The sequence below is a fragment of the Gilliamella sp. ESL0232 genome (assembly GCF_013346885.1).
Classification (GTDB): Bacteria; Pseudomonadota; Gammaproteobacteria; order Enterobacterales; family Orbaceae; genus Gilliamella; species Gilliamella bombi.
Genome location: NZ_JAAEDW010000002.1, coordinates 143384 through 165889, shown reverse-complemented (window position 1 = coordinate 165889; position 22506 = coordinate 143384). Strand labels below are relative to the sequence as shown.

The 22506-nt window shown below is 35.4% G+C and carries 22 protein-coding genes, 1 pseudogene and 1 riboswitch; of the genes and pseudogenes, 10 read left to right on the top strand and 13 right to left on the bottom strand.

Going from position 1 to position 22506, the window contains the following annotated elements:
* Positions 1–19: 19 nt before the first annotated feature.
* A complete protein-coding gene (ttcA, locus tag GYW75_RS03755) occupies positions 20–916 on the bottom strand; it encodes a tRNA 2-thiocytidine(32) synthetase TtcA (protein ID WP_174798495.1) in 897 nt (298 codons plus the stop codon).
* A gap of 14 nt (positions 917–930) precedes the next feature.
* Positions 931–1503 (bottom strand): elongation factor P-like protein YeiP, encoded by a 573-nt coding sequence (yeiP, locus tag GYW75_RS03750; RefSeq protein WP_065574609.1) that lies wholly within the window; start codon positions 1501–1503, stop codon positions 931–933.
* Between the two features lie 116 nt (positions 1504–1619).
* On the opposite strand from yeiP, the gene GYW75_RS03745 reads away from it, so the two are divergent.
* Together GYW75_RS03745 and GYW75_RS03740 are read left to right on the top strand one after the other, a co-directional pair.
* Positions 1620–1886, top strand: coding sequence for a YkgJ family cysteine cluster protein (locus GYW75_RS03745; RefSeq protein ID WP_174798494.1), 267 nt, complete (start codon positions 1620–1622; stop codon positions 1884–1886).
* Between the two features lie 203 nt (positions 1887–2089).
* Entirely contained in the window at positions 2090–3532 is a 1443-nt protein-coding gene (locus GYW75_RS03740; RefSeq protein ID WP_174798493.1) for an amino acid permease, read from the top strand.
* 117 nt (positions 3533–3649) lie between these two features.
* On the opposite strand, the gene infA is transcribed toward GYW75_RS03740, so the two are convergent.
* From infA to bamD, 6 genes and pseudogenes are all read right to left on the bottom strand, one after another.
* Positions 3650–3868: a translation initiation factor IF-1 gene (gene infA, locus GYW75_RS03735; RefSeq protein ID WP_025315083.1), complete on the bottom strand. Its 219-nt coding sequence runs from the start codon at positions 3866–3868 to the stop codon at positions 3650–3652.
* 224 nt (positions 3869–4092) lie between these two features.
* Positions 4093–4746 (bottom strand): nicotinate-nucleotide adenylyltransferase, encoded by a 654-nt coding sequence (gene nadD / locus GYW75_RS03730; protein WP_174798492.1) that lies wholly within the window; start codon positions 4744–4746, stop codon positions 4093–4095.
* Entirely contained in the window at positions 4740–5744 is a 1005-nt protein-coding gene (holA, locus tag GYW75_RS03725; RefSeq protein ID WP_174798491.1) for a DNA polymerase III subunit delta, read from the bottom strand. The genes nadD and holA overlap by 7 nt, the downstream gene beginning before the upstream one ends.
* A 7-nt stretch (positions 5745–5751) precedes the next feature.
* Positions 5752–6243: an LPS assembly lipoprotein LptE gene (lptE, locus tag GYW75_RS03720; protein WP_174798490.1), complete on the bottom strand. Its 492-nt coding sequence runs from the start codon at positions 6241–6243 to the stop codon at positions 5752–5754.
* A gap of 35 nt (positions 6244–6278) precedes the next feature.
* Positions 6279–8861: a leucine--tRNA ligase gene (gene leuS, locus GYW75_RS03715; protein WP_174798489.1), complete on the bottom strand. Its 2583-nt coding sequence runs from the start codon at positions 8859–8861 to the stop codon at positions 6279–6281.
* 339 nt (positions 8862–9200) lie between these two features.
* Positions 9201–9923 (bottom strand): annotated as a pseudogene (gene bamD, locus GYW75_RS03710) (outer membrane protein assembly factor BamD); the annotation flags it as partial.
* Between the two features lie 92 nt (positions 9924–10015).
* Between bamD and rluD the strand changes: the two are divergent.
* Positions 10016–10990, top strand: coding sequence for a 23S rRNA pseudouridine(1911/1915/1917) synthase RluD (rluD, locus tag GYW75_RS03705; protein ID WP_174798488.1), 975 nt, complete (start codon positions 10016–10018; stop codon positions 10988–10990).
* 5 nt (positions 10991–10995) lie between these two features.
* Positions 10996–11766, top strand: coding sequence for a peptidoglycan editing factor PgeF (gene pgeF / locus GYW75_RS03700; protein ID WP_034911320.1), 771 nt, complete (start codon positions 10996–10998; stop codon positions 11764–11766).
* Between the two features lie 143 nt (positions 11767–11909).
* Here pgeF and GYW75_RS03695 read toward each other — a convergent pair whose 3' ends face one another.
* The 3 genes from GYW75_RS03695 to queD form a co-directional block, all read right to left on the bottom strand.
* Positions 11910–12977 (bottom strand): DUF1176 domain-containing protein, encoded by a 1068-nt coding sequence (locus GYW75_RS03695; RefSeq protein ID WP_174798487.1) that lies wholly within the window; start codon positions 12975–12977, stop codon positions 11910–11912.
* Positions 12978–13085: 108 nt separating this feature from the next.
* On the bottom strand, positions 13086–13700 hold the full coding sequence (locus tag GYW75_RS03690) for a 7-carboxy-7-deazaguanine synthase QueE (protein ID WP_174798486.1): 615 nt from the start codon (positions 13698–13700) through the stop codon (positions 13086–13088).
* Positions 13697–14125, bottom strand: a complete 429-nt coding sequence (gene queD, locus GYW75_RS03685; RefSeq protein ID WP_174798485.1) for a 6-carboxytetrahydropterin synthase QueD — start codon at positions 14123–14125, stop codon at positions 13697–13699. Before queD ends, GYW75_RS03690 begins: the two co-directional genes overlap by 4 nt.
* Before the next feature lie 3 nt (positions 14126–14128).
* A riboswitch (PreQ1 riboswitch) is annotated at positions 14129–14174 on the bottom strand.
* A gap of 285 nt (positions 14175–14459) precedes the next feature.
* On the opposite strand from queD, the gene clpB reads away from it, so the two are divergent.
* From clpB to hisM, 4 genes are all read left to right on the top strand, one after another.
* Positions 14460–17030, top strand: a complete 2571-nt coding sequence (gene clpB / locus GYW75_RS03680) for an ATP-dependent chaperone ClpB (protein ID WP_065591004.1) — start codon at positions 14460–14462, stop codon at positions 17028–17030.
* Between the two features lie 441 nt (positions 17031–17471).
* The gene (locus tag GYW75_RS03675; RefSeq protein ID WP_085165485.1) at positions 17472–18260 is read left to right on the top strand and encodes a lysine/arginine/ornithine ABC transporter substrate-binding protein; all 789 of its coding nucleotides are present in this window, start codon (positions 17472–17474) and stop codon (positions 18258–18260) included.
* Between the two features lie 3 nt (positions 18261–18263).
* Entirely contained in the window at positions 18264–18947 is a 684-nt protein-coding gene (locus GYW75_RS03670; protein ID WP_065591006.1) for an ABC transporter permease, read from the top strand.
* 6 nt (positions 18948–18953) lie between these two features.
* Positions 18954–19673 (top strand): histidine ABC transporter permease HisM, encoded by a 720-nt coding sequence (gene hisM / locus GYW75_RS03665; RefSeq protein WP_174798484.1) that lies wholly within the window; start codon positions 18954–18956, stop codon positions 19671–19673.
* A 127-nt stretch (positions 19674–19800) separates the two neighbouring features.
* Here hisM and GYW75_RS03660 read toward each other — a convergent pair whose 3' ends face one another.
* Entirely contained in the window at positions 19801–20175 is a 375-nt protein-coding gene (locus GYW75_RS03660) for a hypothetical protein (protein ID WP_065591008.1), read from the bottom strand.
* Positions 20176–20256: 81 nt separating this feature from the next.
* Positions 20257–20883 carry a transcriptional repressor LexA gene (lexA, locus tag GYW75_RS03655; RefSeq protein ID WP_065591009.1) on the bottom strand — a complete coding sequence of 209 codons (627 nt, stop codon included), beginning with the start codon at positions 20881–20883 and terminating at the stop codon, positions 20257–20259.
* A 256-nt stretch (positions 20884–21139) separates the two neighbouring features.
* Here lexA and coaE point away from each other — a divergent pair, with 256 nt between their 5' ends.
* The gene (gene coaE / locus GYW75_RS03650; protein ID WP_174798483.1) at positions 21140–21745 is read left to right on the top strand and encodes a dephospho-CoA kinase; all 606 of its coding nucleotides are present in this window, start codon (positions 21140–21142) and stop codon (positions 21743–21745) included.
* Between the two features lie 5 nt (positions 21746–21750).
* Positions 21751–22488 carry a cell division protein ZapD gene (zapD, locus tag GYW75_RS03645; protein ID WP_174798482.1) on the top strand — a complete coding sequence of 246 codons (738 nt, stop codon included), beginning with the start codon at positions 21751–21753 and terminating at the stop codon, positions 22486–22488.
* Positions 22489–22506: the final 18 nt, after the last annotated feature.

Sequence of the window (22506 nt, the reverse complement as noted above, 5' to 3'; positions counted from 1 at the left end):
GTATATGTATATTAAGCCACTATTTTGCTTCCTTCCATAAAATCATATCTTGTTTTTCAAGTTCTGAAGCATCAAAACCGATGGTTGTTGCCATATCTTCGCGGTCAAAAGCAATATCGCCACCATTAACAGAAAGATCACCTTTTTTAATCCCTTTAAAATCAAACAAATTGGTATCACACAGATGGGATAGGGTGATGTTTTGTGTTGCTCGGAACATGGTTTCAATGCGTCCGGGGAACTTTTTATCCCATTCATTGAGCATTTCTTTAATTACTTGCCTTTGTAAGTTGGGTTGTGAGCCACAAAGATTACAAGGAATAATCGGAAATTGTTTAATTTCAGCGTATCTGGCGATATCTTTTTCTTTGCAATAAGCTAGTGGTCGGATAATGATATGTTCACCTGAATCATTCATTAGCTTTGGCGGCATTGCTTTGAGTTTGCCACCATAAAACATATTTAAAAATAGCGTTTCTAAAATATCATCTCGATGATGGCCAAGGGCAATTTTTGTTGCACCAAGTTCGGTTGCTGTGCGATATAAAATGCCACGACGTAGCCGTGAACAAAGCGAGCAAGTTGTTTTACCTTCAGGGATTTTATCCTTGACAATACCGTAGGTGTTTTCTTGCACGATTTTATATTCAATGCCTAACGAATTTAAATATTCAGGCAATACATGTTCAGGAAATCCTGGTTGTTTTTGATCTAAGTTAACTGCTATTAGATCAAAATGTACTGGTGCACTGATTTTTAAGTTGATAAGAATATCAAGCAAAGTATAACTATCTTTACCGCCTGATAAGCAAACCATAATACGATCGCCTTCTTCGATCATATTAAAGTCAGCGATTGCTTCGCCAGTTAAGCGACGCAATCGTTTATGTAGTTTATTTTGATTATATATATTCATTACGATTTTATTGGTTATTCGGCACGGCTCATGTAACGGCGTTCAGCAATATGAATTTTAACTCTTTCATGGTTATCAATATATTCTGGAACCTGAATTACAAGCCCAGTCGATAAAGTAGCTGGTTTAGTTCGCGCACTAGCTGAAGCTCCTTTAATACTTGGCGAGGTTTCAACAATATCAAGTTCAACAGTCTGTGGCAATTCCAAGGCAAGAACTTCACCATCAGCCATTAGCACTTGAATACCATTCATACCGCCTTCAGGGATAAACAATAATTCATCTTCAATTTGCTCTTTTTTGAAGATATAAGGGGTATAATCCTCATTATCCATAAATACATATTCATCACCATCAATATACGAAAAACTAACAGGTCGACGGGATAGTTCAATTGTTTCGAGGATATCATCACCTTTAAAACGTTCTTCAACTTTTCCACCATTTTTTACATCGGTAAAACGCATTTTATAAAGTGTACTGGCACCCCGTGCACTTGGACTTTGAACATCAATATCTTTAACAAGTAATAATTTACCATTATAGGTGACTGCATCACCACGTTTTATTTCATTTGCTTTAGCCATAATATTTATTCTTCACGATTAAAAAAAGTTAAAAAATTAGCTCGCTATTTTACCGCTAACTTGCTATTGTCACCATCAAAATTTATTGAATAGGCGTGTAAAATAAAGAAAACACTATGACAGATTCATTCCAATGTCGAAAAAACTGCGGTGCCTGTTGTATTGCTCCTTCAATTTCATCAGCCATCCCATGTATGCCTAAGGGTAAACCAGCTGGTATTGCTTGTCTTCATTTAGATAACAATTATCAATGTAAATTGTTCTTGCACCCATCGAGACCGAAAGTTTGTGGTCGATTAAAACCTTGTATCGAAATGTGTGGTAATAGCCGTTCGCAAGCACTGAATTATTTAACTCAATTAGAACAGCTAACTAAAGGTTAAGTATTGTATATATTTAACAAAACAGTTCGATTATTAGAATTATTTATCTCGCCATCATTTTTTTTTGATACACTTTTACCTATTTTATTTATCAGTAATGATTAATATAAATTTTTAGCTGCCTATTTGGTTGTTAAATAATGTGGAATATAAAAATTTATGCTCCATAAGATGGGCTCTCCTTAACAAAGAAGAATATTGATATGAAAAACAAATTAAAACGAGATTTAAAGGCGCGTCACTTAGCTATGATCGCCATTGGTGGTTCAATTGGCACAGGGCTATTTGTTGCCTCAGGAGCAACTGTTGCTCAGGCAGGTCCCGGTGGTGCTTTGCTTTCGTATGCCATTATAGGTGTAATGGTGTACTTTTTAATGACTAGCTTAGGGGAACTTGCTGCATATTTACCTGTTTCAGGCACCTTTGCAACTTATGGTTCACGTTATGTAGATGAAGCGTTTGGTTTTGCCATTGGTTGGAACTATTGGTATAACTGGGCAATTACAGTTGCGGTTGACCTAGTTGCCGCTCAGCTAGTTATTTCTTATTGGTTTGATGCCGGTCCTTATAGCTGGTTATGGAGTTTATTGTTTTTAAGTATCATCTTTTGTTTAAACTATATTTCAGTTAAAGGCTTTGGTGAAGCTGAATTTTGGTTTTCATTAATTAAAGTTGTCACCGTTATTGTTTTTATTATTGTTGGTTTATTAATGATTATTGGTATTTTCCATGGTGCAGAAGGTGCAGGTTGGCAAAATTGGACCATCAAAGAAGCGCCTTTTGCTGGTGGATTTTCATCAATGATTGGTGTAGCAATGGTAGTTGGATTTTCATTTCAAGGTACAGAATTAATTGGTATTGCAGCTGGTGAATCAAAAGATCCAGAAAAAAATATTCCTAAAGCTATGCGGCAAGTCTTTTGGCGAATACTGTTATTTTATATCTTTGCGATTTTAGTCATCAGTTTAATTATTCCTTATACTGATCCTAATTTACTACGTAACGATGAAACCGATATAAGTGTTAGTCCATTTACCCTAGTATTTGAACATGCAGGATTATTATCAGCTGCAGCATTAATGAATGCTGTTATACTGACTTCAGTTTTATCTGCGGGTAACTCAGGACTTTATGCTTCGACCCGTATGCTTTATGCTCTTGCTAAAGAAGGTAAAGCACCTAAAATCTTTGCAAAATTATCATCATCAGGCGTACCTCGTGCAGCGTTGTTAGCAACGACATTTGTGGCTATGCTTTGCTTCTTAACGTCGATGTATAGAGATCAGGTTGTTTATTTGTGGTTGCTCAATATGTCAGGTATGACTGGTTTTATTGCTTGGTTAGGAATTGCAATTAGTCATTATCGTTTTAGAAAGGGTTACCTTATGCAAGGTCATGATGTTAATCAATTACCATATAAATCAAGCTGCTTCCCATTTGGCCCTGTTTTTGCTTTCGTATTATGTTTAATTATAACACTTGGTCAAAATTACGAAGCCTTCCTACAAGATTCTATTGATTGGAATAGTGTAATTGCAACCTATATCGGTTTACCATTATTTTTAATGATTTACTTTGGCTATAAAATAGTTAAAAAAACAAAATGGGTTAAATACGATCAAATGAACTTTTCTAAAGATGATTAACTCACTAGTTTAGTTTAAATATCTCACTTCTCCGTCGACTTTTGTCGACGGTTTTTTTATTAAAAAAGAGAGAAATAAACAGTTATATAGCGATAAAAGTTTATTCTGATAACGATATTAGCGACTTCGGAAGATGATGCGTGCTTTAGATAGATCGTAAGGTGTCATTTCAACAGTAACTTTATCACCAGTTAAAATACGAATATAGTTCTTACGCATCTTACCAGAAATATGTGCAGTAACGACATGACCATTTTCAAGTTCCACACGAAACATCGTATTTGGAAGAGTATCAAGTATGGTTCCTTGCATTTCAATGTTATCTTCTTTTGCCATTGGGGCCTCTTAATAATAAGTACAAATTAAATATACTCAACTAACTTTCCTCGTCTAAGCACATATAGTGCAAAGGTATCGCGTTGCGCTTTTATGTCACCTATAAAGTATTTTATTCGATGACAAAGTAAAGTTAAGTATAAACACAAAAAGCTAAGTTTAAAATAAATAAACACAGCGGCGAAATAATGCCGAAAAAACTGTCAGATGTAAAGCCCTTTCTACTATTTCTTTGCAGTATAAAGGCCTTGCTGATGAATATAATGCCACACTTTGGGTGGTAACAAATTTTCACAACTGGCTTGGTTGTTAATATTTTGCCTGATCTCAGTAGCTGAAATATCTTCAAGTGGCGTATGTGCAAAAAAGATATAACCATGTGGTGAATTGTGTAGATCTTTAACGTTTGTGGTATTATGCACATCAATCCATTGTTGTAACTCAATGTTATCAGTTTTTTGGGCATAACCTGGTCTACGGCAAATTAGTAAATGGCAATAATCAAGCAGCGTTTTCCATTTACTCCAAGTCGGTAAACTCAATAATGAATCTTGTCCCATAATAAATGCCAATCCTTCACTATTCCCATTTTCTTGTCGCCAGGCTTGAAGCGTTCCGATAGTATAAGAAGGACGTGTTGAAGTTTCAGGTAAGATCTCTCTTACATTCAACGCAAATAATGGTAAACCTTCGATAGCCAATTTTAACATTGCCAAGCGTTGTTCAGTACTCGCTTCGGGTTGTGGTTTATGAGGAGGGATATGATTAGGCAATAAACCAATTTGCTTTAATCCGACTTCATTTGCTAACGAAATAGCAGGGCGAAGGTGTCCATAATGGATCGGATCAAAAGTTCCTCCTAATAATGCAGTTAACATTTATCTAATCCCATAAATTGCATCGATAAATTAAACATTGCGTCCCATATTCGTGCTTGGTTATCATGCTTTAAACTGATTTCGATCTCTGTCAATTTGGCTAATAAATTAAATAGGTCATTAATATCGCAACGGTTTAGATAACTGGTATATATCGTTCTTTTATTTTGCCAAACCTTATATTCATCGAAAACTTGTTTTAATGATTTTTGTTGCAATCCTTTTTTTAAATTGATCATCAATATCAATTCACGTTGAACAATCCGCAATAAAATTAACGGCTCAAATTCATTTATTTTTAGCTGTTGTAAAATATGAATGGCTCGTTTTGTTTTATTGGCAATCATCGCATCAGTCCAATGATATGGTGTAAATATTGCCGAATCATTTATATTATTTTCGACTTCATCATAAGAAATGCTCTGATTAGGATACAACAACTTAAGTTGTGCAATAATTTGTGTTAATGCCAGTAAATTGCCTTCATAATAATAGCAAAACAGTTCAATTGCCTTTGGTTCAATGGTCATTTGTTGTTGTTGCAAATGATTTTTGATCCATTGTGGCAACTGTAAAGTATCGGGTGTAGTGCAATTGATAACCACCAATTTATCCGATAAAGCTTTATACCAATTAGCGTTTTCTTGCGATTTCGTAATTTTGTTAAGTGTAATAACCAGCGCAATACCAGGGGTTAAAACCTCACTTAGTGTATTGAGTTTGGTAGTGATAGCTGCGTTTAATGAACCCTCACCAAAATCAAGAAAAATCAGAGTATTTGCAGAAAATAGATTCATAGCCTGACAGCTATCATAAATAGCTGTCCAATCGGTTTGATTATCAATTACAAAAGTAAGTTGCTCATCAAATCCTTTTTGTAAAAAGGATTTGCGTAACTCAGTTTGCACATAATGCTGTAAATAGGGATCACTACCTAAAATTAAATAATAGGGAGCCCCCACATTATTGTTAATTTGATCGGCACTAATTTTAATCATGTCAACGTTAATTTACTGCATGAATCGATTTTAATTTACGGATGACTTGTTTAGCCGCTTGTTTAAACATTTCGTTTTCAATTAAGTCTTGTTCAACCGTCTTAGCCAAAGCTTCAGCTGGATTATCAAAAAACGTTCTAAACACGCGTACGCTTATTGGATAAGTCTGTTGACCAGCAACAACTTGTGCTTCAACCGTTAACACTAATTGATATTCGGCAGCTTTACCATCTTGATAAATCGAGATGGTATTGCGACTTAGATTTTCACTTACCATTTTTAACAATGGTACCTGACCTGAAGCATTATTATTCGTTATTGTCACATCATTATCGTGTAATAACTCTTTAATATTGCGAGATAATCTTCCATAAGGGTCATAACTTATGTAAGACATCGTTTTAAAACTTTCTGGCACTTCTGTCTCATGTTGTAAGTGAAATCCACATCCTGTTAAGGATATTGTTAATAACATAATTAATGCTAAATATTTTTTCATATCAATAACCGCCTAAATTTAGTTATCAAACAAAATTAACCAACAACAAGATTTAATAATTTACCCGGTACATAAATCACTTTACGGATAGCAACATCACTCAAATATTTTTGGATGTTAGGCTCTTGTTTTGCTTGTGATACAACAAAATCTTGATCGGCATCGGCAGGTACAATAAATTTACCGCGGACTTTGCCATTGATTTGTACAACAATGAGTTTCTCGTCCTCAACCATTGCCGATTGATCAGCAACAGGCCAAGTTGTATTATCAATCAATTCGTTGTGACCTAAAGCTTGCCACATAACAAAACAAGCGTGAGGCATCATTGGGTAAAGTAATCGAACAATAGCATTTAAAGCTTCACTCATTAGAGCGCGATCTTGCTCTGTTTCTTGCGGTGCTTTTTGTAAGCGATTCATAAATTCCATCACAGCAGCAATAGCAGTATTAAATGTTTGGCGGCGGCCAATATCATCACTCACTTTCGCTATGGTTTTATGTAATTCACGACGTAATGATTTTTGTTCACTATCTAGAGCTGTAACGTCTAGTTTTGCTGCTACACCTTTTTGGGTATGTTCATAAACTAAACGCCATACACGTTTAATAAATCGGTTTGCACCTTCAACGCCAGATTCTTGCCATTCTAGTGTCATATCAGCAGGTGATGCAAACATCATAAACAATCGAACGGTATCAGCACCATATTTTTCAACCATTTCTTGCGGATCGATACCATTATTTTTTGATTTTGACATTTTGGTCATACCGGCATGAACTAGCTCATTGCCATGACTATCGACAGCTTTAGCAATGCGCCCCTTATCATCACGTTCAATAGTGACTTCAGTTGGCGAAACCCAAATACGTTCATTTGTTGGACTGGTATAATAAAATGCATCAGCTAATACCATACCTTGGCAAAGTAGACGTTTTGCTGGTTCATCTGACGATACTAAACCAAAATCACGCATTAATTTATGGAAAAATCTAAAATAAAGTAAATGCATAATGGCATGTTCAATACCACCAACATACTGGTCAACAGGTAACCAATAGTTTGCTGCTTTTTCGTCTAACATACCTTTGTCGTAGTTTGGACAAGTGTAACGAGCATAATACCAAGAAGATTCCATAAAGGTATCAAACGTATCGGTTTCACGTAGTGCAGGTTGACCGTTAACGGTTGTCTTAGCCCAGTTAGGATCTGCCTTAATTGGACTGGTAATACCATTCATTTCAACATTTTCAGGTAAAATAACTGGTAATTGGTCTTCTGGTGTTGGTATGGTTGTACCATCTTCCAGCGTCACCATTGGGATTGGTGCACCCCAATAACGTTGACGCGAAACACCCCAATCACGCAAACGGTAATTAACTTTACGTTTACCAATACCTAATGCAATTAACTTATCAGCAACAGCATTAAATGCTTGATCAAAATCAAGACCATCAAATTCGCCTGAATTAAATAACTTGCCATGCTCAGTATATGCTTTTTCAGAAAGATCTGGTGCGTTACCGTCTTGAGTTAAAATAACAGGATTAATTGGTAAGTTATATTTTGAAGCAAATTCATAATCACGTTCATCGTGCCCAGGCACAGCCATCACTGCACCTGTACCATATTCAATTAACACAAAATTAGCAATCCAAACAGGGACTTTTTTTCCTGTTAAAGGATGGATAGCATAAAAGCCAGTTGCAATGCCTTTCTTTTCCATGGTTGCCATATCGGCTTCGGCTGTTTTGGTATTTTTACATTCAGCAACAAATTCAGCAATTTTAGGATCGTTTTGGGCTGCTAATTGTGCAAGAGGGTGCTCTGCGGCAACAGAGACAAAACTAACGCCCATTAATGTATCAGGACGAGTTGTATAGACGCGTAACTTATCAGCATAATTTTCAACAGCAAAATCAAACTCAACACCTTCAGAACGACCAATCCAGTTACGTTGCATGGTTTTAACTTGTTCTGGCCAACTTTCAAGCGTATTCAAATCATTAAGTAGTTCTTCGGCATATTCGGTGATTTTAATAAACCATTGTGGGATTTCTTTGCGCTCAACAGGGGTACTACAACGCCAACAACAACCTTCAACCACTTGCTCATTAGCAAGTACGGTCTGATCATTAGGGCACCAGTTAACTGCCGATGTTTTTTTATAAACTAAGCCTTTTTCATATAACTTAGTAAAAAACCATTGTTCCCATTTATAATATTCAGGATGACAAGTAGTAACTTCACGATCCCAATCATAACCAAATCCTAAAAGTTGTAATTGCTTTTTCATATAAGCAATATTTTCATAGGTCCATTTTGCAGGTGCAGTATTGTTCTTAACTGCAGCACCTTCAGCAGGCAAACCAAACGCATCCCAACCGATTGGCTGTAGTACATTTTTACCATTTAAACGTTGGTAACGTGAAATGGTATCACCAATGGTGTAGTTACGGACATGACCAAGATGCAAACGCCCAGAAGGGTAAGGTAGCATCGATAAGCAGTAATATTTTTCTTTTGATGAATCTTCAGTAACGTGAAAGGTTTTATTTTCTTGCCAATGTTTTTGTACAATGGCTTCTATTTCATCTGGGCGATATTGTTCTTGCATGACGAGTTAATGTCCTATCTATTATTACTAATAAAAATATGCTGCTAATTGTATTGGTTATTGATTCGTTTTACAAACGATATATGAAGTAAGACATTGATTTCTTGTTATGATAAATTCTAAGTTATTGAGCATATTTTATTACTGATATTTAATAAATAACAAACCTTTAATAGGTTAAGGTGAAAGGGATACAACAAGTTAAATTAATTGCTATTTAAGTGTGATTAAATAGCAATTAAAGGTAGGTATCTTAATTAAAAAAGCCTAACCACCATTAAAGACGCTAGTAAAACGTGATAAGAATGATCGTTGTTCTTCTTTAGGCATGTTTTTAAGATTTGCTTGAATCAGTTGATCAAGTTTTTGGGTTTCATCAACTAAGCCTAATTCATTATAAGCATTACGCATTAAAAGCAATGCTTCTTTAGTTGAATCGGTATCTGGGAACATAATTAACATTTCAGTCACGCGATTAATCACAGCTACATAAGCACCGCGTTTTGTATAGAATTGTGCGACTTTTAACTGATAGCGAGCCAATCTATTTTTCAAAAATACAAGGCGTTTTTGCGCATCGGCTGCATATTGACTGTTTGGAAAACTAGACAGTAGATAAGAAAAGTCCTTAAATGCAGCTGAAGCATAATCGGGATCGCGATCTGAACGATCAACATTAAACCAACCTTGGATCATATTGTCGTCTTGTGCCATATTTGAAATGCCACGCATATAAATAACCCAATCAATATTTGGATGCGTTGGATTCAATTTCAAAAAACGGTCAATTGACGCAATTGCTAACGGTAAGTCAGCTGATTTATAGTAAGCGTAAATCAAATCAAGTTGAACTTGTTGAGAATAAGGACCAAAAGGATAATTTTTGTCCAAGGACTCTAATATAGTAATACTGGATTTAATATTACCATTTTCAAGCTCAGACTTCGCTTTGTTATGTAGTTCAATCTCGGGTACATTTTCAACATCGGGCTTGGAAGAAGTACAGCCAATTAGCATGCCACTTAAAGCGATAGCTAGCAAAGAGTGTAAACGCAATTTCATTCAGTTTTTGATCCAAATATAATTAAACATTAAAGGCGATGATTAGTATATAATACTCTAAAACATAACAGCTTAAAATAGATAAATTACACATGCATGAGTTAAAATTATCAACTAAAATCGAACAAAGTCAACTAGGAATGCGTTTAGATCAAGCATTATCCGAGCTTTTTCCTGATTATTCACGCTCAAGAATAAAAGATTGGATTATTAATAATAAAGTCACTGTCAACGATGTTATCGTTAATAAACCAAAAGAAAAAGTGCTCGGTGGCGAAATAATAACTATTAATGCTGAAATTGAACAAGAAACTTATCATCAACCAGAAGATATAAAGCTTGATATTGTTTACGAGGATGATGACATTTTGGTGATTAATAAACCTCGTGATTTAGTTGTGCATCCTGGCGCAGGTAATCCTGATGGTACGGTATTAAATGCCTTATTGCATTATTATCCTGAGATAGCACGCGTACCCCGCGCAGGTATTGTGCATCGTCTAGATAAAGATACAACAGGGCTAATGGTTGTAGCTAAAACTATTATGGCACAAACACATTTGGTCGAATCACTTCAACTACGCCAAATTACACGCGAATATGAAGCTGTGGTCATGGGGATTATTACTGCAGGAGGAACCGTTGATCAGCCTATCACCCGTCATCCAACCAAACGTACACATATGGCTGTATTCCCAACGGGTAAACCAGCGGTTACCCATTATAGAGTGATGGAAAAATATCGCCTACATACACGTTTGCGATTGCGCTTAGAAACAGGGCGAACTCACCAAATCCGCGTGCACATGGCACATATTGCTCACCCACTAATTGGTGACCCACTCTACGGTGGAAGACCAAGGCCGCCTAAGGGGGCTAGTGAATCTTTTATTCAAACTTTACGCGATTTTAATCGCCAAGCATTACACGCTACCATGTTGCGATTATATCATCCTATAACAGGTGAACAAATGGAATGGCATGCTCCTATTCCTGACGATATGCAAAAGTTAATACAAGCTTTACAAGAAGATACCGAACAGCATAAAGATGAACTAGATTGGTGATGAATATGATTAAATCGATTTACCCATATTGGACAGCCCCAAAAAAAATTCATGCCTTTACTTCAACACGAACTGGTGGTGTTAGTTTAGCGCCATTTGCAAGTTTAAATATGGGAAATCGAACTGGTGATAATTCAGAACATATTGCTGAAAACCGCCGAAGAATTATTCAAGCCGAACAAATACCAAGCGAACCGTATTGGTTAACGCAAACTCACAGCACAACAGTGCTTGATATATCACAAATTGCTTTACAGCCTCCAACAGGTAACATCGATTCTTATCAAACTTTTGAAGCTGATGGATCATATACCAATCAACCTAAGCAAGTTAGTGTGGTGTTAACCGCAGATTGCATGCCTGTACTTTTTTGTACAACAAAAGGTGACGAAGTTGCAGCTGCCCATGCTGGTTGGCGAGGATTATGTAATGGTATATTAGAAGAAACAATTAAAAAATTTTCAAGCTCGCCATCAAACATCATTGCTTGGATGGGACCAGCCATTAGTGTCAAAAAATTTGAGGTAGGTATTGAAGTCAAACAACAATTTGAAAAAGTCGATCCAAAAGCACAAGAAGCGTTTAAATTGATCAACCCAACTGAACAAAAATACCTAGCAGACCTATATCTAATTGCCAAACAACGTTTACAAGCAGTAGGAGTAACGCAAATTTTTGGTGGTGATTATTGTACTTATACTGAACAAGATGAATTCTTCTCTTATCGACGTGAAAATAGAACTGGTAGAATGGCATCAATGATCTGGTTTGAATAAAAGAGTTTTTTTAAGCTAAAAACCTTCAATTTTTAGCTGCTTTGTAAAATATTTATAGTATAAAGATCTGCGGTAAATGTTAATATATAAAATTATAATATTTAAACCGCCATAAGATCTGAAGGCTTTCTATTGTTCAATTGTTATTTTATTTCGCTAACAAAAGAAGGTAATTCCCAAGCCCCACCGTCAAAACCTAAGCATTCACCTGTACTTATATTAGAGGAAAGCATAAATTTATGTCCATTCCAAGTCCAGCTAGATTTTTCTAAACAATCTCCCTCACCTCTTAGCTTAGCTATACTGGATATTGTTCCATTTTTGTATGCATTGCCCTCATTATTTATAAATTTTATATTTTTATTACTTAGTTTAGCTGTGTTAGAAATTATCCAATAGGCGTTACCTGAGTTATATGCGCTAAACCAACACCTAGTTTCAAGTAAATCGTGGTTATTATCTAATTTAATTAACCGAAATCTTTTATCATATCCTTGTGTTTCATCATAATAAGGATCTTCTAAATCATAAGCATCACATTTAGCTTCATGTATATAGCGTTTTTTGAATTGAGGGAATATTTTAATTACTTCATTGGTATTAAGTTCTTGACTTTGTTCTGGAGCAATTACTTTACCTTTTTTTATAGTTGGTACAGGTATTGGTGCATAAACGTTTGATTCATTTTTATTACCATGTGCTATAACTGCGCCAGTTGTACCAACCCGTCCTTGTTTTTTGTCCATTGTTAACATGACATCATAAAATCCGCCATTGGTATAAAATGATTGACTTCTACTGTTACGGAATATAACTTTCTCATTTTTTGTAAATGCTTGAATAATTTTTGTAGCTTGGAATTGTGACAACTGATAAATATTATTTTGTATTTCTTTTAATTCGCCTAAATACTCTTGATTAATGAATGCAGCCAATGAATTATCTAATTGTTGAATGTTTTTAATTTCAATATCTTCTTCATCTTCTTCTTTGTTATTTTTTGTTCTAACATAAATTTCAACTGGCTCATTGGCCCCCGCTTTTCGCTGGAATAAAATTGACGATTTTATCACTCCTGTATCAGATATATCACTATATTCTATAACACGACAAGTTAAAGTATTATCACAAACTATATCCCAAGCTATAACTGGAGTTGTAAACAAAGTTAGCAATAAACAATAGCAAAAACGCATGACAGTTAATTCCATATAAATAATTTATATGAGGTTATTATAGATTAAACAATTATTCAATTAAAATTAATAAAACTTCTTGATTTTATGAATATTTAATTAGTTCTCTTTAGTACTAATTTATCATTCTATATTGGCAAACTTGTGGCTTTGCACACTCAAAACCCATTTATTATTCAGTCGATTTTGGTTGATTTTTCCTAACAACTCTATCGTTTCAAACATATTAAATGCACCATCCTTTTCACAAGGAGATAGATAATAGCGTTTGGCTTGAATATGGGTTTCGATATATTGGCAAAAAGGAATAAAATCGCAGTGATTTTCTGCTACTATGCGTACTTCATTTGCTATTGGTTGTGCTATTTTTTGATAGCGTGACTGATAACAAAACTTAGGGCTAAGAGCTATATAATCTATAAGCGGATCAACTTTGCCAAGTCCATTACTTTCAATGGCAATAAAATAACCCGCATTTTTTAATGGTACAAGCAATTGAGGTAATGCTTTAACCATAGTGGGTTCGCCGCCAGTAATGATAATGTTTTTGCTGTTATATTCACTCACTTTAGCAAGCAGTGTATCTAACGTAAACCGGGTAAATTGGCGGAAATTAGTATCACACCAAGCACAATTTAAATTGCACCCAGCAAAACGGATAAAAACAGCAGGCATGCCTGTATTATAACCTTCGCCCTGTAAAGACTCGAAGATTTCAACGATGCGAAATTCGATCATATTGGGCTCCGATGATATTCACAATACGAAGTTGGCGTTTCCCATAGTTTGATCATCGAAACAGGCAAATATTGCGATAAGCAATCAAAAATAAATTTGCTCATTCCTTCTGCGGTGGTTCTACATGGAAAGGCAAAAATTTTACGATCCATTTCTTGTAGTAACGACGCGATACGGCACTCATTAGGGTTTTGTTGATTGTAAAGATAGGCGTGATCTAACGGATCGACAATATGTTGTTTAACTATTAGCTTTAAATCGGCATAATCCATGACCATATCTTGGCTTGAGCCGTTATCAATAAGCTCTCCGCTAATTTCAACTAATAGGCGATAAGTGTGGCCGTGCAGATTATGACACTTTTTATTGTGCCCATCTAACATGTGACAAGCATCAAATTGAAACTCTTTGGCTATTTTGAACATTTTATATTCCTAGTTTTTTTTCGTGGGATGGGTTACGAACCACGGTTAGCGAACCTAACAAAATAAAGGTAACAATATAAGGGATAAAAGTGAATTTGTCATCTTACCAGTATATCTTAAAACGAAATTTAGATGTAATTGCTTGAATTGCAAACAGCTTTATTTTTATGTCAATTAATTCTTACATACTTGATAATTTTGTTGTATAAATTTTGTAAAAAATATTTTAACTTTGCTCTTGAAATTTAGGTTGCAACACTCATTTAGATCACATGCAAATGGATTAAATGTGTTAAGCGTTTAATCCAAATTTATTGCTCAGGAGATAAACACTATGAGGTTAGATAAACTAACAAATAAGTTTCAACAAGCTTTAGCTGATGCGCAGTCAATGGCATTAGGTAAAGACAATCAATATATAGAGCCTGTGCATGTCCTATCAGCCATGCTTAATCAAGTAGGGAGTAGTGTAATGCCTTTATTGATTGCAGCAGGTGCAAATATTGTTAATTTACAACAAGAATTAGCTCAAGCTATTGACCGATTACCCCAAGTTCAAGGTGTGGGTGGAGATGTTATTCCATCGCAAGATTTTGTTCGAGTATTAAATCTTTGCGATAAATTATCCCAAAAGAACGGTGATAGCTATATCTCATCAGAACTCTTTATATTAGCCGCTTTAGAAGATAAGGGCAGTTTAGGCGATCTTCTTAAAAGATCAGGTGTTAATAAAGATAAATTTAGCCAAGCAGTTAATCAAGTAAGAGGTAGCGATAACGTGAACGATCCTAATGCAGAAGATCAACGCGGTGCACTTAAAAAATACACCATTGATTTAACTCAACGAGCAGAACAAGGTAAACTTGATCCTGTTATTGGTCGTGATGAAGAAATTCGTCGAACTATTCAGGTATTACAACGTCGTACTAAAAATAATCCAGTATTAATTGGGGAACCAGGTGTAGGAAAAACTGCTATTGTAGAAGGATTAGCACAACGCATTGTTAACCGTGAAGTCCCTGAAGGATTACGAAATAAACGCGTTTTATCATTAGACATGGGTGCATTAATTGCTGGTGCCAAATATCGAGGGGAATTTGAAGAACGCCTAAAAGCCGTGCTTAAAGACTTAGCAAAAGAAGAAGGTCGCATTATATTATTTATTGACGAAATCCATACCATGGTTGGCGCAGGAAAAAGCGATGGAGCAATGGATGCTGGTAATATGTTAAAACCCGCATTAGCTCGCGGTGAATTACACTGCGTGGGAGCAACAACGCTTGATGAATACCGTCAATATATTGAAAAAGATCCTGCGTTAGAGCGTCGTTTCCAAAAAGTCTATGTTGCCGAACCAACAGTTGAAGATACGATCGCTATTTTGCGTGGTTTAAAAGAACGTTATGAACTGCATCACCATGTGCAAATAACCGATCCTGCAATCGTAGCTGCGGCTACATTATCGCATCGTTATATTTCTGATCGCATGTTACCTGACAAAGCGATTGATTTAATTGACGAAGCCGCATCAAGTATTCGTATGCAAATGGATTCAAAACCAGAATCTTTAGATCGACTTGAAAGGCGCATAATTCAACTTAAACTTGAACAACAAGCGCTTAAAAAAGAATCTGATGATGCGAGTAAAAAGCGACTACAAATGTTAAATGATGAACTTTCTGAAAAAGAAAAGGAATATGCTTCACTTGAAGAAGAATGGAAGTCAGAAAAGGCAGCTGTTTCGGGGACTCAAAACATCAAAGCAGAACTAGAAAAGGCACGTACTGAAATAGAGCAAGCTCGTCGAGCTGGCGACTTGAACAAAATGTCAGAATTACAATATGGCAAAATTCCAGAGCTCGAAAAGAAACTTGCTTCAGCAACGCAGTTAGAAGGCAAAACCATGAAGTTATTGCGTAACAAAGTGACCGATAACGAAATTGCAGAAGTATTATCTAAAGCGACAGGTATTCCAGTCTCTAGAATGCTTGAGAGCGAAAAAGATAAACTATTGCACATGGAAGATGCCTTACATAAACGTGTAATTGGTCAAAATGAAGCGGTATTAGCGGTTGCAAATGCGATTCGACGTAGCCGAGCAGGGCTTTCAGATCCAAATAAACCGATTGGATCATTCCTATTCTTAGGACCAACGGGTGTCGGTAAAACCGAGCTTTGCAAATCATTGGCTAACTTTATGTTTGACAGCGAAGATGCTATGGTGCGTATAGATATGTCAGAGTTTATGGAAAAACACTCCGTTGCTCGCTTAATTGGTGCGCCTCCAGGTTATGTTGGGTATGAAGAAGGGGGGTATTTAACCGAAGCAGTTAGACGACGACCATACTCAGTAATTTTACTTGATGAAGTCGAAAAAGCACACCCAGATGTCTTTAATATCTTACTGCAAGTATTGGATGATGGGCGCTTAACAGATGGTCAAGGTCGCACAGTTGATTTTCGTAACACTGTCATAATTATGACATCAAACTTAGGTTCTGACCTAATTCAAGGTCAAGTTGAACTAAGTTATGACGAAATGAAATCTCTAGTGATGACGGTTGTAACCAAACACTTTAGACCAGAATTTATCAATCGTATTGACGAAACAGTGGTATTCCACCCATTAGGTCAAGAAAACATTAAAGCGATCGCAAAAATTCAGTTAGCACACGTTGAAAAACGTTTAGAAGAACGCGGTTACCAATTGGATATTTCGGATGCTGCACTTGAACAGTTAGCTAAGGTTGGCTTTGACCCAATTTATGGCGCAAGACCGTTAAAACGATCGATCCAACAAGAGATCGAAAACCCATTGGCACAACAAATACTGTCAGGTAAATTAGTCCCAGGTAAAACTATTCATCTAGATTTAGTTGGCGGCAACATTGAAGCCCAACAGTAATAAAACTTCAAAAGACAAACCGACCTCTATGGTCGGTTTTTTATACTTGATACAATTTAGTTTACCTATAGTACTTAGAATTTAATCAGACAAACATTATTTTCGCAAATTGGATGTCTGATGAATAAAATAACAACAACACAAACCTGAACCCAACAAAACTACTCATTTTATACTTTAACATTTTTATACTTTAACATATAGTTACCTGAAACTTTTTGACAAAATTTTTTTAAAACCGTTTTCAAGGTTTTGCAACCAAAGCTTAATCAAACTAGCTTTTTGTTAGTTGTTAAAAGTAACAACTTTAACTATTTTGTCTAGCGTTTTTGCCATTAAGTAATTCTAATTTTATACACCACAATAATAACTTTTTTTTATTATAAAATTACCTTAGAACACGTTATATTATTGCCTTAAATAAAAAAGGAAAGATTAAACATGAAGAATTTATTAAAAAAATTAGTTATTTTTGGTTGTTTAAGCTTGCCAATGGCAAGTTATGCTGCCTTACCTGAATCGATTAAAGTTGGTTCGGATACGTCCTATGCGCCTTTTGATTTTATTGATGCTAATGGTGAAGTTACTGGATTCAACATTGAACTCACGAAAGCATTGTGTGAAAAAATCAATATTAAATGTACTTTTCAATCGACCGACTTCGATGCTTTGATCCCGTCGTTATTATCAAGAAAGATTGATATTATCTCGTCTTCGCTAATGATGACCGAAAAACGTAAAAAACAGATTGCTTTTTCTGACGAAATCTTTATGACTTATTCACGTTTGATTGTTAAAGAGGGTACTAATTTAATGCCTAATGCTGAGTCCTTGAAAGGTAAGCGTGTTGGTGTTGAGCAAGGTACATCGCAAGAACATTTCGCCAACGAGATGTGGCGTCCGAACGGTGTAGTTATTGTGCCTTATCAAAATCAGTTACAAGTATTTTCTGATCTAGTGGCAGGTCGTTTAGATGCGGCATTGCAAGATGAAGTCACTGGCAGTTATGCCTTTTTAAAACAGCCACAAGGTAAAGGTTTTATTTTTGCTGGGGATGCTCTAACCGATGCGAACTACTTTGATGTTGGAGTAGGAATTGGTTTTCGTAAAAATGATAATGAGTTGCGCGAAGCCTTTAACCTAGCTTTAAAAGACCTCTTAGCTGATGGCACCTACCAAAAAATCAACAATAAGTATTTTGATTTTAATGTGTACGGTAATAAAAAATAAACCATGCAGGGGTATATTTCTTTAATTTGTCAAGGTGCATGGTTGACTATTATTTTAGCATTGACATCGCTACTACTGGCCATGATACTTGGTATTGTTTGTGCATTAGGTAAACTGAGTCATTCAAAAGTATGTAATGTGCTTTGTCAGGCTTATACATCGTTAATTCGAGGTGTACCCGATTTAGTGTTGATGATGCTAATCTTTTTTGGCTTGCAGTTTTTGGTTAATAATATAACTGATTATTTTAACGCTCCTTTTATTGAAGTTGATCCTTTAATCGCTGGTATTATTACGTTAGGCTTTATTTATGGGGCATATTTTACCGAAACTTTTAGAGGAGCTTATCTTGCGGTTTCTAGAAACACCTTAGCGGCAGCAACAGCGCTTGGTTTAAGTAAAGTGCAAGTATTTGGGTATGTAATGTTTCCTTTAATGATGCGCTTTGCCCTACCAGGTATTGCTAATAATTGGTTAGTGGTGTTAAAAGCGACAGCATTAGTGTCGTTATTGGGGTTATCGGATTTAGTCAAAGCTACTAAAAATGCAGGTGAAGCTGTGTACCAACCTTTGTTATTTGCTTTGATTGCTGGGGCTTTTTATCTGTTTTTTACATCAATATCTAATATCATTTTATGGTGGCTTGAACGGCATTATTCTATTGGCATTACTAAAACTAAATTATAAGAACTCATGTTAGAAATTATTCAACAATATTGGCAATCACTATTATGGACCGATGGTTATAATATCACTGGTCTTGCGATGACGCTGTGGATTTTTATTTTATCGGTTTTAATGGGGGGAATTTTGTCGCTAGCGTTAGCGGTAGGGCGAAATGCACAAAATAAACTGATTAAACTACCTATTTGGCTATTTACTTATATTTTTCGAGGTACGCCTTTATATGTGCAGTTATTGATTATTTACACTGGTATATATACCTTAAGTGTGGTTAAAAATAATGCTTGGTTAGGCGATTTTTTTCAAAGTGGTTTAAATTGTACGGTGTTAGCTTTTACCCTAAATACCTGCGCCTATACTACTGAAGTTTTTGCTGGAGCTATGCGGAATGTGCCAAATGGCGAAATTCAAGCTGCAACAGCACTTGGTTTTAATCGTTTTCAAATTTATCGTTATATCATTTTTCCAAGAGCATTTCGTATTGCATTGCCAGCTTATAGTAACGAGGTTATTTTTTTGTTGCATTCAACTGCACTGGCTTTTACTGTTACTGTGCCTGATGTGATGAAGATTGCGCGCGATATTTATGCCGAAACCTATCAACCTTTTCATGCTTTTGGTATTGCAGCAGTGATTTATCTTAGTGTGAGCTTTACATTGATTTTTAGTTTCAAAAAGTTAGAGCAACGTTATTTGGCTTTTCAGCAGGCTAATATGCAAATCAGTTAATAAATTGATTTAGACTATCGGATAATTTTCTCAATTCGTTTATAAGGTTATTGATCTATCAAAATAAAAATCCGACAATTGTAATGACATTTGCCGGATTTTGGTTGTTTGTCGATTTGACAACATGTTAATTTATAGGATAAAAATCGTTTGTAGAGTCGGCATCATCATCATGGTGACTTGAGCCAGGTAATGCTCTAGCTCGTTCAATAGGAACATAACTGCCGCTAGGAGTTTCTACTTGGCATTCGCCTAAAAAGATAGAATATTTTGTGTTAGCTCGCATACTTTCGCCTCTAAAATAACAGTGAGTTGCATTATATAAATCAACGCGACAAAGTAATGCAATACCTAACCAAGTAATTAATACAGCTAAAGCAACCCATTTTAGATGTTTCCAAATAAAAAGCCAAAAACCGATCCCTCTAAAACGGCAGTACCCAAAAACGAGTAATAAAACTGCAATAAACCCTAAAAATTCGTATAACCAAAATAGCCACATAGTAATCTCCCACACGTTAGTTAAGTGCTATTTTATACTAACTTTGGCTATACTTCTATATACTTGCGTCTATGAGTTTGCTTACATCCAAGATCCGTTACGAATAATACCAACCGCTAATCCTTCAATAGCAAAATTTTGCTGTTCTAAATCAACTTTGATTGGCGAAAACTCGGCATTTTCGGCAAGAAGATGTACATGCTTGCCTTTACGCGACAAGCGTTTAACTGTAACTTCATCATCAATACGAGCTACAACAACTTGTCCATTTTTAACGTCTTGGGTTTTATGTACAGCCAACAAGTCACCGTCAAATATACCAATATCTTTCATTGACATACCTTGCACTCTTAATAAAAAGTCTGCGCGAGGTTTAAATAGTGAAGGATCAACTTGGTAATGGCTTTCAATATGCTCTTGCGCTAATATTGGCGAACCAGCCGCGACTTGTCCAATAAGGGGTAAACCATCCTGTTCGTTTGGCTCAATAGGTGTTTCAAGTAAAAGGCGAATTCCGCGTGATGAGCCGGCGATCATTTCAATTGCGCCTTTTTTAGCTAAGGCTTTCAGATGTTCTTCGGCGGCGTTGGCAGATCGAAACCCCAATTTCTGGGCAATTTCAGCACGTGTAGGTGGCATACCAGTATTTTGAATGTTATCTTTTATTAAATCATAAATCTGTTGTTGGCGCTCAGTTAACGGTCTCATTACATATTCCTGTTTTTATATACAGATACATGTAATTATATACAGCTAATAATATAAAACAACTGTTTTATTTAATTTATTTTTCAATTGGTGGTAAATTTTGGGGGGATTGTTGTTATTATGCGCTAATTTTGTGAATTATTCTGGAAATGCAATAGTTAATTAACAACTGAATCTTTCTCCTTATTAGTATTATTTAATCAACTTATATATATGTTATAATAAAGCAATTTTTTGTTGGATTGGAATTTGCTTTATGCCTTATGTTGTTGCGCTCAGTGGTGGTATTGCCAGCGGTAAAAGCACTATTGCTGATTTGTTTGCCAAATTAGGCGTGCCTATTATTGATGCAGATATTATTGCGAGGCAAGTTGTGCAACCTGGTAGTTATGCGTTTAACCAAATTGTTAAGCATTTCAGCCAAGAAATTTTACTCGCTAATGGAGAACTTGATCGTAGTCAACTCCGCGAAATTATTTTTAATAATGAGCATGAACGGCTCTGGCTTAATGATTTGTTGCACCCCATCATTCAACAAGAAACTCAAACACAAATTGCTATGCAAAGTAAAATCTATCTAATTTGGGTTGTGCCGTTATTGATTGAAAACAATTTGCATACTTGGGCTGATCGTGTGCTGATAATTGATACCTCATTTTCACTACAATTGGAACGATTAGTAAAAAGGGATAATATTAGTGAATCATTAGCTAAAAAGATGATACAGTCACAAGTATCTTTAAAGAAACGTTTATCTTATGCTGATGATATTATAGTTAATGACGGTAATTTGTTGTCGCTAACAACACAAGTTAATTTACTGCATCAACAATATTTAAATAGCTTTAAAAGTAAGATTTAGAATAGATGAATAATATTATTTTTGAACATCCATTAAATGAAAAAATGCGTACTTGGCTTAGAGTTGAATTTTTATTAAATCAATTAAATGTACATTGTCATTTTAATGACAATAGTGCGTTGATTTTTTTTCATGCATTGTCTGAGTTGTTAGAGATTATTGAGCGTAATGATATTAAAAGTGATTTGGTTAAAGAGCTTGAATCGCAAAAACAAAAGTTAATTTTGTGGTTAAATGTCGAAGGCGTGGATCATGATTTACTCAATGACCTGATTCAGCAATTTGATGATTTTATCGTCCAATTTAATACAATTGGACGTTTAGGACAACCATTAAAAGATGATCGATTTATTACAGCCATTCGTCAACGTTTAATGATTCCGGGGGGATGTTGTAGTTTTGACTTGCCTTCGTTTCATTTATGGCTCAGAATTTCACAAGAAAGGCGTTATAATCAAATAAAAAATTGGTTACAACACTTATCAATACTTGATAAATCTCTAACATGTTATATGCAATTAATTCGACGGTTAGGGGAATTTAGACCGTTTGTTTATACCAATAATTTTTTTCAAGAGACAAATGGTGATGTTAATTTGATTCGTATTCGAATTTCTTTAGATAAAAATGTATATCCTCAAGTATCTGGTCATTTGTCGCGTTATAGTATTCGCTTTTTAGCACTTGAGAATTACGATAACGTCAATACTGATGAAATTGAATTTGAATTAGCCTGTTGTTGATTGAATACTGTTATTAAA